This is a genomic window from Halomonas sp. TG39a, from assembly GCF_000744395.1.
In the GTDB taxonomy this organism is placed as follows: Bacteria; Pseudomonadota; Gammaproteobacteria; order Pseudomonadales; family Halomonadaceae; genus Vreelandella; species Vreelandella ventosae_B.
The window spans coordinates 2,281,966-2,294,505 of the sequence record NZ_JQLV01000001.1; the positions used below are offsets into that span (position 1 = coordinate 2,281,966).

Annotated in this window: 10 protein-coding genes; 7 read left to right on the top strand and 3 right to left on the bottom strand. The window is 54.8% G+C overall.

The features are described from left to right. Positions 1–151: 151 nt before the first annotated feature. From U738_RS10210 to pepQ, 7 genes are all read left to right on the top strand, one after another. Positions 152–1,732: an ABC transporter substrate-binding protein gene (locus U738_RS10210; protein WP_035579883.1), complete on the top strand. Its 1,581-nt coding sequence runs from the start codon at positions 152–154 to the stop codon at positions 1,730–1,732. A gap of 192 nt (positions 1,733–1,924) precedes the next feature. Further along, positions 1,925–2,974, top strand: a complete 1,050-nt coding sequence (locus tag U738_RS10215) for an ABC transporter permease (protein ID WP_035579886.1) — start codon at positions 1,925–1,927, stop codon at positions 2,972–2,974. Next, positions 2,971–3,924 carry an ABC transporter permease gene (locus tag U738_RS10220; protein ID WP_035579888.1) on the top strand — a complete coding sequence of 318 codons (954 nt, stop codon included), beginning with the start codon at positions 2,971–2,973 and terminating at the stop codon, positions 3,922–3,924. The genes U738_RS10215 and U738_RS10220 overlap by 4 nt, the downstream gene beginning before the upstream one ends. A 7-nt stretch (positions 3,925–3,931) precedes the next feature. Then, positions 3,932–4,948, top strand: a complete 1,017-nt coding sequence (locus U738_RS10225; RefSeq protein WP_035579890.1) for an ABC transporter ATP-binding protein — start codon at positions 3,932–3,934, stop codon at positions 4,946–4,948. Then, on the top strand, positions 4,945–6,006 hold the full coding sequence (locus U738_RS10230) for an ABC transporter ATP-binding protein (RefSeq protein ID WP_035579892.1): 1,062 nt from the start codon (positions 4,945–4,947) through the stop codon (positions 6,004–6,006). The genes U738_RS10225 and U738_RS10230 overlap by 4 nt, the downstream gene beginning before the upstream one ends. A 34-nt stretch (positions 6,007–6,040) precedes the next feature. Further along, positions 6,041–6,952 (top strand): LysR family transcriptional regulator, encoded by a 912-nt coding sequence (locus tag U738_RS10235; protein ID WP_035579893.1) that lies wholly within the window; start codon positions 6,041–6,043, stop codon positions 6,950–6,952. 58 nt (positions 6,953–7,010) lie between these two features. Beyond that, positions 7,011–8,309 carry a Xaa-Pro dipeptidase gene (gene pepQ / locus U738_RS10240; RefSeq protein WP_035579895.1) on the top strand — a complete coding sequence of 433 codons (1,299 nt, stop codon included), beginning with the start codon at positions 7,011–7,013 and terminating at the stop codon, positions 8,307–8,309. A 99-nt stretch (positions 8,310–8,408) separates the two neighbouring features. On the opposite strand, the gene U738_RS10245 is transcribed toward pepQ, so the two are convergent. From U738_RS10245 to U738_RS10255, 3 genes are all read right to left on the bottom strand, one after another. Next, entirely contained in the window at positions 8,409–9,005 is a 597-nt protein-coding gene (locus U738_RS10245) for an OmpW/AlkL family protein (RefSeq protein WP_172821670.1), read from the bottom strand. A gap of 546 nt (positions 9,006–9,551) precedes the next feature. Then, positions 9,552–10,616: a 2,3-butanediol dehydrogenase gene (locus tag U738_RS10250; RefSeq protein WP_269449325.1), complete on the bottom strand. Its 1,065-nt coding sequence runs from the start codon at positions 10,614–10,616 to the stop codon at positions 9,552–9,554. 15 nt (positions 10,617–10,631) lie between these two features. Continuing rightward, complete coding sequence (locus tag U738_RS10255; RefSeq protein WP_035579903.1) at positions 10,632–12,446, bottom strand: NAD(P)/FAD-dependent oxidoreductase; 1,815 nt, start codon at positions 12,444–12,446, stop codon at positions 10,632–10,634. Positions 12,447–12,540 lie beyond the last annotated feature (94 nt).

Consider the following 12,540-nt stretch of genomic DNA (forward strand, 5'->3'; position numbering starts at 1 on the left):
TGTTGTAAGCCTAGGTTGTATGCTTGTGTTGTAAATAGAGCTTACCAACTGACCGTGTCTGTTTTGCTGACGCTTACCTGATTGTAAGCATACTTCTAACCAGGTAAATGCCGGCAAAACGAACAATAAACAATGACCTAAGGGAACGATAATGACGCTCAAGAAAACCATACTGGCTTCCGTTGTTGGTGCAGTGGTAGCGGGTACGACATTACTGCCGATGACCGCAAGCGCTGAAACCCTGCGCATTGGCTACACCGCTGACCCAGAAACGCTGGATCTCCACGAACAGCTATCTGGCGGCGTGCTGCGCTTTTCTCATATGGCATTTGACCCGCTGGTACGCTGGACAAAAGACTTTGAGTTTGAGCCACGCTTAGCCACCGAGTGGGAGCAGGTCGACGAAACCACCATGCGCATGACCTTGCGTGAAGGCGTTACCTTCCACTCTGGTAACGAGTTCACCGCCAAAGACGTGGTATGGACCATTGAGCGTCTAAAAGAGAGCCCCGATTACCGCGCTATTTTTGAGCCGGTGGCCAGCGCTGAAGCGGTTGATGACTACACCGTTGAGATCGTCACCAGCGAACCTTACCCGCTGCTACTCAACCTGGCTACCTACATCTTCCCGATGGATAGCGAGTTCTATAGCGGTGAAACCGACGGCGGCAACGACAAAGCGGAAATCGTTAAAGCGGGCAACTCCTTTGCTTCGCGCAACGTTTCAGGCACCGGCCCGTTCATGGTGACTGACCGCCGCCAGGGTGTACGGGTCGATTTAGAACGTTTTGAAGACTACTGGGATACCGAAAGCGAAGGCAATGTTTCCAACATTGTACTGACGCCCATCGCTGAGAATGCCTCACGGGTTGCCGCACTGCTCTCCGGCGGCGTCGACTTTATTGATGCCGTACCGCCCAATGATCTGGATCGCGTACGCGAGGCCGATGGTGTCAATCTGGTAGAGGTTGACGGTACCCGTATCATTGGCTTCCAAATGAACGAAGAGCGCGTTGAAGCCTTCCAGGACGCCCGCGTTCGTCAAGCAGTTGATTTGGCCATTAACCAGGAAGCCATTGCCGATCGTTTGATGCGTGGTTTCGCCATACCAGCGGGGCAGTTCTCACCCAAGGGCTACTCCGGCCACAACCCGGATTTGACACCTCGCTACGACATTGAGCGCGCCAAGGAACTGATGGCCGAAGCGGGCTACGAAGAGGGCTTCAGCGTTGAGATGATCGCCCCTAACAACCGTTACGTAAACGATGCACAGATTGCCCAAGCGGTCGCCAACATGCTGGCACAGATCAATATTGACGTTGACCTGCGTACCATGCCGCTGGCGCAGTACTGGCCGGAGTACGATACACGCCAATCCGATATGGCGATGATCGGCTGGCACGCTGACACTGAAGACACCGCTAACTTCTTCCAATACCTCTCCTTCTGCATTGATGAAGAAACCGGTGCGGGCCAGTACAACTACGGTGGCTACTGCAACGAAGAGATCGATGCACTGGTCACCGAAGCCGACAGCGAAACCGATTTGGAAAAACGCAACGAAATGTTGCGTGAAGCCGAAGCCATGCTCTACGAAGATGTCGGCTACATCACGCTGCATTGGCAGAACCTTGCCTACGCTGCCGCCGATGGCATTGAGATTGAGCCTGTGGTAAATGCTCTTGACTTCCCCTACCTGGGTGACCTGGTGATTAATCGCAGTGACGACTAAGCATTAAATTAACAGAGTCACTGCAGCATTAACCGCCTGAGAGTTAACGGCAAGTAAGTTAACCGCAAGGATGCTTCGCTCCCTAAGCGTTTAGGGGGCGAAGCCTTTTGCATGGCGGTTCGCGCTGCTGAGAACTCTGTATTACATGCCCCTACTCCCTTTGATGAACCCTTCACATAGGTGGCGTACGCCATGATTGCCTTTTTAATCAAGCGGCTGATGCACGCGATTTTGGTGATGTTTGTCATCAGCGTGCTGGCCTTCGCCATTCAGGATAACCTGGGTGACCCTATACAGCAGATGGTCGGCCAGTCTGTGCCGGAAAGTGAGCGTGCGGAAATTCGCGAGCGTTTTGGCCTCAATGACCCGTTTCTGGTGCAGTACGTCCGCTTTGCCAAAAATGCCGTGCAAGGTGATTTTGGCTACTCGTACTTCTACCGCGAGCCGGCGTTAGAAGTGATCGCCCGCCATTTACCCGCCACCCTGGAACTGGTATTTGCGGCAACGCTAATTATTGTGATTTTCTCAGTACCCATAGGGGTTTACAGCGCAATCAAGCCACGCTCGCCGATATCGCGACTGTTTATGGGCATATCAATCATCGGTATTTCGATTCCGGTGTTTTTGACCGCCATTGTACTGATTCAAATTTTTGCCATTGGCGTCACCGTTACGCTATTCCCCGAAAGTACCGGTTGGGGTGCGTGGCTCAATGACTTCTTCTCTACCCAAGGCAATATGCCCTCCTTTGGGCGTGGCAATGACTTGGTCAATGTGGTGGGTCACTGGGATACCAATCTGGCCACCTGGGATGGCCTACAACACTTAGTACTACCGGCCGTATCGCTAGCCTCTATCATGCTACCGCTGTTTATCCGCCTGATTCGCGCCGAAATGATGGAAGTCCTGCAGTCGGAGTACGTGAAGTATGCCCGTGCTAAAGGCATTTCGATGCGCCGGGTCTATTTCGTGCATGCCCTAAAGAACACCATGCTGCCGGTGATTACCGTGGGCGGCGTGCAGATCGGCACCATGGTGGCCTACACCATTTTGACCGAAACCGTTTTCCAATGGCCGGGGATGGGTCTGATGTTCCTAGACGCGATTAACCGCGCCGATATCCCGCTGATCGTGACCTACCTGATGATTGTCGGGGTTATTTTTGTGGTCACCAATACGATTGTGGATCTGATCTACGGTTTCGTGAACCCCACCGTTAAACTGACTGGGAAGCCCGCATGAGTACGACAACGAATTCCTCCGCGAGCGCCACCCCCAGCCGCTGGGCACGCCTACGCGACTCTTATATGTGGTACAGCTTTAAACGTGATTACACTGCCCAGCTCTGCCTGGCCGTGTTTATCTGTATGGTGATCGCAGCTTTTGCCTCACCGCTGCTGGCGCCTACGAACCCTTATGATCTCTCTCAGATCGACATCATGTCATCCGAGCTGCCGCCCTTCTGGATCAACGGCGCCGACGAGCGCTTTGCCCTGGGCACCGATGCTCAGGGGCGCGATTTGTGGTCGGTGGTGCTGTATGGCACCCGTGTCTCGCTACTGATCGGCTTCGGCGCGGTTATTTTGCAGGCACTGCTGGGGGTCACTTTTGGCCTCATGGCAGGCTACCTGGGCGGACGCGTTGACTCTATCTTGATGCGCCTGGCAGATATTCAGCTCTCCTTCTCGACCTTAATGGTAGCTATCGTGGTGGGTGCCCTGGTTAAAGCAACCATGGGCAGCGCCTTCTATAGCCAGTACGCGGTGATGATGCTGATCCTGATTATAGGCCTGGCCGAATGGCCCCAATATGCGCGCACCGTGCGCGCCTCGGTGCTGGCAGAGAAAAACAAAGAGTACGTTGATGCTGCCCGAGTGATGGGGCTACGCAGCAAACGGATTATGTTCCGCCACGTGCTGCCCAACACCATGTCGCCGATCTTTGTTATCTCCACCGTGCAGATTGCCAACGCGATTATCTCTGAAGCGGCACTGTCGTTTTTGGGGCTGGGCATGCCAGAGACGCACCCGTCGCTGGGCTCATTGATCAAATCAGGCTTTGACTATATCCAGTCCGGCTCCTGGTGGATCACCTTGATTCCGGGTGCCGTACTGGTGGTGCTGGTGCTGTCGATCAATCTACTCGGCGATTGGCTGCGTGATGTCATGAACCCACGACTCTACAAAGGCTGAGGACACCATGGCACTACTTGAAGTCAACAACCTCGATGTCCGCTTTGCGCTGCGCCAAGGTGACGTACACGCCCTGCGCGATATTAGTTTCAGTCTTGAGCGTGGTGAGCGCCTGGGCATTGTCGGTGAGTCCGGCGCGGGTAAATCCGTCGCCGCGTTCTCGCTACTCAACCTGATTGCCAAACCCGGCTTTATCGCCGGTGGCACGGTGACGTTTGACGGCCAGGTGCTTAACCGCATGTCTGAACGTGGCCTGCGAAAAGTGCGCGGCAATCGCGTTTCAATGATCTTTCAAGACCCGATGATGACACTGAATCCGGTGCTCTCCATTGGCGAGCAGATGGTCGAGTGCTTAAAAGCGCACCGACGCATCTCTTCCAAAGAGGCTCGCGCGATTGCCCTGGACAAGCTGCGTCAGGTGCAAATTCCCTCGCCGGATACGCGCTTGGATCAATACCCTCACGAGCTTTCCGGCGGTATGCGTCAGCGGATTATTATCGCCATTGCGCTGCTGCTCGACCCGGACATTATTATCGCCGACGAGCCCACCACGGCACTCGACGTGACGATCCAGGCCGAGATCATGGCGCTGCTGCTGGACCTTTGCGAGCAGCATAACGTGGGACTGATTCTGATCACCCACGACCTGGGCGTGGTTAGCCAGGTCACCCAGCGCATGCTGGTTATGTACGCTGGTCGAGTCATTGAGCAAGGCCCAACCCGGGAAATTATTAACGACCCGCAGCACCCCTATACCCAGGGGTTAATCAACGCCCTGCCGCAAATGGCAACGCCGGGCGAAAGGCTCAATCAGATTCGCGGCAGCATGCCATCGCTCTCCAACCTCCCCAGCGGCTGCGCGTTTCATCCGCGCTGCGATTTCATCAATCGTGCCGATGGTCAGCCCCGCCCCGCCTGCACCCAGCAGGTGCCTGAATTTGTTGAATCCGGCAACTGCCGTGTGGCGTGTCATATGGTCGCTGAAATGCTCGAAGATCGCCGTTTGAAAGAGGAAACCTTATGAGTGCACAGGCAGAAACGCTTAACGCTCCTCACACGCAGAATGAAGAGAGCGCTGATTCGCTGCTGCAAATTCGCGATCTAAAAAAGCGTTTTTCTCTCTCCGGGGATTTTCTAGATCAGCTGCGCTTTAAGGGCGGCAAATTGGTACGCCACCAGGAGCACGTTCACGCAATTAACGGCGTCAACCTGGATATCAAACGCGGTGAAGCGCTGTGTGTGGTGGGCGAGTCAGGCTGCGGTAAGTCCACCGTGGCACGCACCGTGATGGGGCTGCTAACCCCGTCTGAAGGTGAGATACGCTACGACGGCAACCGCATTGATAACTTAAGCTCCCGCCAGCTACTGCCGTATCGCAAGCGCATGCAGATGATCTTCCAGAACCCCTATGCGTCGCTCAACCCGCGTATGACGATTCAGCAAACCCTGGAAGAGCCGCTGCGTCTGCACCACCCTGACTGGAAACGGCCGCAGATTCTCGACAAGGTGGAAGAGGTAATGCGCTCGGTGGGTATCGACCCGGACTGGGGTAAGCGCTTTGGCCACGAGTTCTCCGGCGGCCAGCGCCAGCGTATCGCCATTGCCCGTGCCCTGGCCGTTGACCCTGAGTTTATCGTTGCCGATGAGCCCATTTCCGCACTGGACGTCTCCATTCAAGCCCAGGTGCTCAACCTGCTAATGGAAGCCCAGCAAGAGCGCAACCTGACCTATCTGTTTATCACCCACGATCTAGCCGTTGTAGAGCACTTTGGTACCCGCGTGGCAGTGATGTACTTAGGCACGGTGTGTGAAATTGCTACCACGGCAACGCTGTTTGAAAAGCCGCGCCACCCCTATACCCAGGCGCTGCTCTCGGCGATTCCGCGCTTGAAGGACGACCGCCCCCAGCATATTCGGCTAACCGGCGAAGTGCCGACCCCGGTTAATCTACCCAGCGGCTGCGTGTTCCATGGCCGTTGCCCCCATGCCAACACACGCTGCAAGCAAGAGATTCCCGTACTGCAAACCCAGGATGACGGAACCCGTGTCGCGTGCCACGCTGTTGAGGAGGGGCGCCTGTGAGGCGGCTATTGATTCCTGCATTAAGAGGTAGCGCATGGAAATTCGCTGGCTAGAAGATTTTATCGCCCTGGCCAGAACACGGCATTTTTCTCGCGCAGCAGATGATCAACACGTTACCCAGCCCACCTTCTCCCGGCGGATTAAACTGCTTGAGGAGGAGATGGGCGTAACGCTGATTAATCGGCAAACGCTACCGCTCTCGCTCACCCCTGCTGGGGAGGAGTTTTTGACCCTGTGCGAACAGGTGACAGAACGCGTGCGGCTGACCCGTGACCGGGTGCGTGAGATTAACGCAGGCCAGCAGCGACGTATTATGGTTGCCGCACCGCAGAGCCTATTGCCGCACTTTTTACCTGAATGGCTGGCCTCCACGGGTTGGCAAGATCGCGTGCAGCCCTATTTGCGGGCGACCGGCTGGGTGGCCAATGATTACTTTCAAGCCTTAGCGCGGGCGGAGTGCGACCTGGCGATCTGTTACTGGCCAATTGGTCGCTGCGATCTGGATATCGATACCAGTGCCTGCAACTATCGCGTGATTGGGCATGAACGACTGATTCCAGTGACCGGGCTAAGCCCAGAGGGAGAACCCCGCGCGCTGTTGCCAGGGTCGCGCTCTCAGCCATTGCCCTGGCTTGCCTATCCCAAGCGCGGGTTGTTGGGGTCTGCGGTGAAAGCGCATTTAGCCAGGCTTCCGCAAACCACCTTTTTAACCGCACAGAGTGAAAACCTCTACGCGGCGGGTATTAAAGAGCTGGTGCTACTGGGCTATGGAATGAGCTGGTTGCCAGAACGCAACGTGGCCGCAGAGCTTGCTCAAGGCACCCTGGTAAGAGCGGGCGATAGCCGCTGGGATGTACCCATGGAGCTACGGTTATACCGCCACCAAAGCCATCACCATGCTGAGCTCGACGGGTTCTGGAGTGAGCTTACTCCGCCGCGTGCCTGAACACGTATTTGAAAAAGCGTATTTGAGAAAGCTTACTTAACAGAGGGCATAGCTTTATATGTCAACTACCTTATTTAATTTGCAACGCGATCATATAGCGCACCTGCAGCATGCTTATGCAGAAATGTTGGCTGACCACAAGCTGGATAGTCTGGCGATTTATAGCGGTCACGCCAGCGACCACTTTGCTGATGACCATACGCCGCCTTTTCAAACCTATGGGCACTTTATGCACTGGGTGGGTTTAGCCGATGTACAGCATAGCTGGCTGGTTATTCAGCCGGGAGAGCGCCCACAGCTCTACTTATATGCACCCGCTGATTTTTGGCACTTGCCCACTCACCTACCTGAAGAGCCCTGGGTAGCGGCGTTCGATATTCACTTATGCAGCGATAAAGTCTCCCCCCCACTGACCGGCAATACCGCCGTTATTGGCGATATTGAGCGACTCACCTCCGGCGCCCAACTGGCGTCAAAGGCTGATATTCAGCCCGAACCAGTTATAAAGGCGCTTGATGAGTTACGGCTATTTAAAACGCCCTACGAGATCGCCTGTCTTCGTGAAGCCAACCGCTTAGCGATAGCAGGCCATCAGGCGGCGCAAGCCGCTTTTATTGGTGCATCCGCTGAACTGGATATTCAGTTGGCGTACCTGGGGGCTAGCCGTCAGCGCGAATCACACGTGCCTTACCAAAATATTATTGGCTTAAATGAGCACGCAGGCGTGCTGCATTATCAATACTACGACCTTACCGCGCCGAAACAGCGCTACAGCCTGCTAGTTGATGCTGGCCGCCGCTTTCGCGGTTACTGCGCCGATATTACCCGTACCTATGCAGGCCCCGATGCCCCCGTCGCGTTTGGCGAACTGGTTACCGCTATGCAGGGTTTAAAGAAAGAACTAGTGAGAGGCGTTGCGCCTGGGGTTAGCTTTTTGACACTCCACAAGCAGATGCATCAGCAGCTAGGTGAAATATTGGTGGCTAACGACCTGTTTAAAGGTTCCGCCGAACAAGCGGTGGCCGAAGGCGTTACACGGGCATTCTGCCCTCATGGGCTGGGACACTCGCTGGGCCTCCAGGTACACGATGTGGCCGGGTTGCGCCACCCGGATGGCACACCAGCCCCTGCCCCAGAGCAGCACCCAGCGCTACGGCTTACACGCACACTGCGTCCAGGCATGGTCGTCACCATCGAGCCTGGGCTGTATTTTATCAATATGCTACTCGCTCCGCTGCGCAATACTGACCTACCCATCAACTGGCAACTCGTCGACCAACTTACGCCCTGTGGCGGTATTCGTGTTGAAGATAATGTGGCGGTGACTGAAAGTGGTTTTGCGAACCTCACGCCCTAAGCCCTCTTTCCAAGCGCAAAAAACAACGCCCGGCACATGGCCGGGCGTTGAATTGTGTCTGGCTATCAGGAGAAGCCAGATGGAACTTAGAAACGAAACTTAGAAGCGGTAAGTAACACCACCGCCAATGGTGACGGGTTCAATGTCGACTTCACCGCCCACATTGATATCAGCGTTTACGTCAGCATAGCTGGCGTAGCCATTGAGCATGATATTGTCAGTCACGGCCAGATCAACGCCCACTTGGCCGATGGCGCCGTAGCTCTCATCAACGTTTACACCGCTAGGCTCGCCAGAGAAGCGTGTGTAGTTAAGGCCAGCACCCACGTAAGGCTGAACTTTGGAATCCAGACCACCCATTGGATAATAGTTAACTAATAGGTTAACAGGCAGACGATCTACGCTACCCACATCGCCCAAAGCAGATGTATTCAGATCGTGCTCGAACTTCTCAGAGCTGTTGAGCTCAACGCCCACCTTATCGGTGAACAGGTAACCAGCACCAAAGGTGAAGCCGCGAGCGCTCTGCACGTTCAGTGAATCACCATTCAGATTGCCATTACCTGAACCCGTATCCGTTTGGGCAACGCCGCCACGAACAAATACGTCACCAGCGTTATAAGCCAGTGCCGCTTGGCTTGCCAGTGCAAAGCTAGCGGTGATAACAGCAGCAGAAATCAGTTTCATATTACTCATCAGGGTCATCCTCTATGCAGCGCGCAGTTCCTTGCGCTTGGGGATTGCGGTAGTTGCTATCCAACTTTCCTATACAGACTGTAGTATACGAACACTGTTTCCAAATGTCTTGTGAAATATTGTTATAAGAAAGTGCGCCCTGATAGTTTTTCTATTTATAAAACTCGGTCATAAAGCTCAAACATCAAACTAAGACATAAAATACAGGCATAAAAAAAGTCCCCCGAAGGGGACCCAGGTGGAGCACGCCAGCTCACTCGGTGTGTTGCTACCAGGTGGTAACAACGTGGATGAAGAAGGCAGAGAAGCTAGATAGTGAATGGTGCTTCTCTATTCAATCACCCTTTGCCATATATATTGCGATCTGCGTGCCACTTTTTAAAAAAAACCTATAAAACAACAACTTAATATAATACCACTTGATTCGCATTGATCTTTTTCGCACTGCAACAAATAAAGTGCACCACCATTGCGCAATTTTCAGCCTTTGTGCATCACAAAGAATCATGTGAGTTCGTTAGCGCTTAAAAATCCTCAAGATAGTGGCTAGGGTGTCACGATAATTTTCACCTGGGCTTTGTCGCTTAGCAGCGCCTCAAAGCCCTCCTCCACGATATCCGCCAGTGGAATGCGCTGGGTGACCATATCCTCGGCGCGGAAGTAGCCCCGCTGCATCAACGCCATCACCGCTGGGTAAACATGGCGATAGGCGATAATGCCCTTCATGGTACGCTCTTTGATGACGAGGTCGTTAGGCTGAAAGCTGGCCTCTCCTTCCCAAATACTCACCACCACCACTTCACCCCCTTCGTGGGTGCTATTCAGCGCCTGATTGAGCACGGCAGGAATTCCGGTCACCTCAAACGCCACGTCTACCCCGCCACCGCTCAAGGCTTGTAATTTCGCCACTGGATCCTCCTGTTGCGGATCAACCACAGTGGCCCCTAGCGCTTCAGCTTTGGCCTTACGAGATGGTGCCACTTCCACTGCATAAATCTGCGCAGCTCCTGCGGCCTTAAGAGCCTCAATAGTCATCAAACCGATTGGTCCAGCGCCAAATACTACCGCGCTATCCTCGGCTTTCAGGCAGCTTTGGCGCACCGCATGCAGCGCTACCGCCGCGGGCTCTACCAGAGCGCCCTGCTCGTAGCTAAGCTCATCCGGCAGCTTATGTACCATGTGCTCACCCATCACGGTGAACTCCGAGAAGCCACCACCACCGCCCGAGAGGCCATGAAAGCCAAGCAAGGGCGTCAGGTTATAGCGCTCCATTTGGTAGGCGCCGTCTTTATTGGGCGAGAGAATCGGTTCAATGGCGACGCGGTCGCCCACTTTTACTCGCGTTACCTTATCGCCGACCTCGACCACTTCCCCGGCAAATTCATGGCCCATAATGATCGGCGCCTGCTCGCCACTGATCGGGTGCGGCTTACCTACCGGAATAAAAATCGGCCCGGCAGCATACTCGTGCAGATCACTGCCGCAAATGCCACAGGCGGCGACTTTCACCTTCACTTCATGGGGGTCGCTGATAGTGGGAACCGAAACTTGCTCAACGCGAAGATCTTTTGCCGCGTACCACACAGCTGCCTGCATGCTTGATTGACTCATGGGTTACCCTTCCTGTTAAGACGTATGATGAACCGGCTGCAGCCCATAGACAGGCGTTTCCAGCCCCTCCATTCGTGCCTTTAACTGCAGCGCTAAATAGTGTGAGTAGTGCCGCGACTGGTGCAGGTTGCCGCCGTGGAACCACAGCGCCTCTTGCTGGGTGGGTTTCCACATATTGCGCAGCTCGCCCTCCCAAGGGCCGGGGTCTTTGGTGGTGTCAGAGCCCAGGCCCCAGCACTTGCCGACTTTATCCGCCACCTCTTGGGAGATAAGCCTGGCCGCCCAGCCGTTCATGGAGCCATAGCCAGTCGCGTAAACGATCAAATCTGCCGCTAGCTCACTGCCATCGGTGAGTGTGATGGAGTGGGGATTGATGCGCTCAATGCCTACGCCGCTGCGTAGCTTGATATCGCCGTTGGCCACCAAATCGCAGGCCCCCACATCGATGTAATAACCTGAGCCCCGGCGTAGATACTTCAAAAACAGCCCCGAGCCATCGTCACCGAAATCGAGCAGAAAGCCCGCATCTTCCAGCTTCTGATAGAACTCGGCGTCGCGCTGTTTGATTGCCTCAAACGCCGGACGCTGAAAATCTGGCAGCACCTTGTAGGGAATCGAGGCAAAAATCAGATCAGCCTTGTCGTGGGTTAAGCCATTGGCCACCGCCTCTTCGGAGTAGAGCGGCCCCAGCACTTCCTCCATCAATGAATCCGACTTCACAATATGGGTGGATGAACGCTGCAGCATGGTCACATCGGCGTCGTGCTCCCAAAGTGCCGCGGCAATATCGTGAGCAGAGTTATTCGAGCCTACAATCACACACTTCTTGCCCGCGTAAGCATCCGGCCCTGGATGCTGACTGGAGTGCTGCTGTTCGCCTGCGAAGCTCTCTGCGCCCGGAAATGTCGGCACATTGGGCATGCCCGACATCCCGGTGGCCATTACCAGCTGTTTCGGGCGTAGCGTGATCTCTTCGCCGTTGCGCTTAACGTTAACCACCCACTCGCCTGCGGCTTCGTCATAACGTGCATTCTGACACTCAGTGGAACTCCAATAATTGAGCTCCATCACTTTTGTGTACATCTCCAGCCAATCGCCCACCTTGTCTTTGGGGGCAAACACCGGCCAGTTTTCAGGGAAAGGAATATAGGGAAGGTGGTCGTACCAGACTGGATCATGCAGGCAGAGCGACTTATAGCGCTTGCGCCAGGAGTCCCCGGCTCGCTCGTTGCGCTCGATAATAATGGTCGGCACGCCCATCTGCTTCAGCCGGGCCCCAAGGCCAATCCCACCTTGGCCTCCGCCGATGATTACGCAGTAAGGCTGTTGGGTATAGCCAAGCTCTGCCTCTTCGCGCTCCCGTGCTTCTAGCCAGGTTTCACGCTGTTTGTTGGCGCCATGCTCGGCCCCTTTCGGACGGTTGTGATTACGCGGTTCGGGAAAATCGTTGAGCGCTTGCATAGTCGTTAGCAGCGTCCAGCACTTGCCGTCTTTAAGGCGCAGGTAGCCTTTGCCGCTGGCGACCGCTGTCTCGAAGGTAAACCACGCCTCACTGGTATCGCCGTTCTGGGTAGCTTCGCCTTCTAGCTGCCAGTTCGAAGGACGCACGTTCTCCAGGGTTGCATTGAGCATGGCCTGAATAGCATCTTTTCCCTCACAGGTTTTTAAATTCCAGGTAAAGGTTACAAAGTCGCGCCAGTAGCACTCCTCATTAAATAGCGACAAGACACGCTGGATATCCTGGCCTTGCAGCGCTTTATCAAAATCACTCAGCCACCCTTGGACAGTGGCCGTGGCGGTTTGCTGGGTTTGTGCCGATATTTCGGACATAGCGAGTACTCCATCGTTTGTTATTGTTGAATTGCTGTTGAGACACCCAACTCTAAGCACCCGCCGTGCCAATCATTTCATATAAACCACAAGC

Coding starts and splice junctions, on each gene's coding strand:
- U738_RS10210 (WP_035579883.1), top strand. CDS start 152: ATGACGCTCAAGAAAACCATACTGGCTTCCGTTGTTGGTGCAGTGGTA.
- U738_RS10215 (WP_035579886.1), top strand. CDS start 1,925: ATGATTGCCTTTTTAATCAAGCGGCTGATGCACGCGATTTTGGTGATG.
- U738_RS10220 (WP_035579888.1), top strand. CDS start 2,971: ATGAGTACGACAACGAATTCCTCCGCGAGCGCCACCCCCAGCCGCTGG.
- U738_RS10225 (WP_035579890.1), top strand. CDS start 3,932: ATGGCACTACTTGAAGTCAACAACCTCGATGTCCGCTTTGCGCTGCGC.
- U738_RS10230 (WP_035579892.1), top strand. CDS start 4,945: ATGAGTGCACAGGCAGAAACGCTTAACGCTCCTCACACGCAGAATGAA.
- U738_RS10235 (WP_035579893.1), top strand. CDS start 6,041: ATGGAAATTCGCTGGCTAGAAGATTTTATCGCCCTGGCCAGAACACGG.
- pepQ (WP_035579895.1), top strand. CDS start 7,011: ATGTCAACTACCTTATTTAATTTGCAACGCGATCATATAGCGCACCTG.
- U738_RS10245 (WP_172821670.1), bottom strand. CDS start 9,005: ATGAGTAATATGAAACTGATTTCTGCTGCTGTTATCACCGCTAGCTTT.
- U738_RS10250 (WP_269449325.1), bottom strand. CDS start 10,616: ATGAGTCAATCAAGCATGCAGGCAGCTGTGTGGTACGCGGCAAAAGAT.
- U738_RS10255 (WP_035579903.1), bottom strand. CDS start 12,446: ATGTCCGAAATATCGGCACAAACCCAGCAAACCGCCACGGCCACTGTC.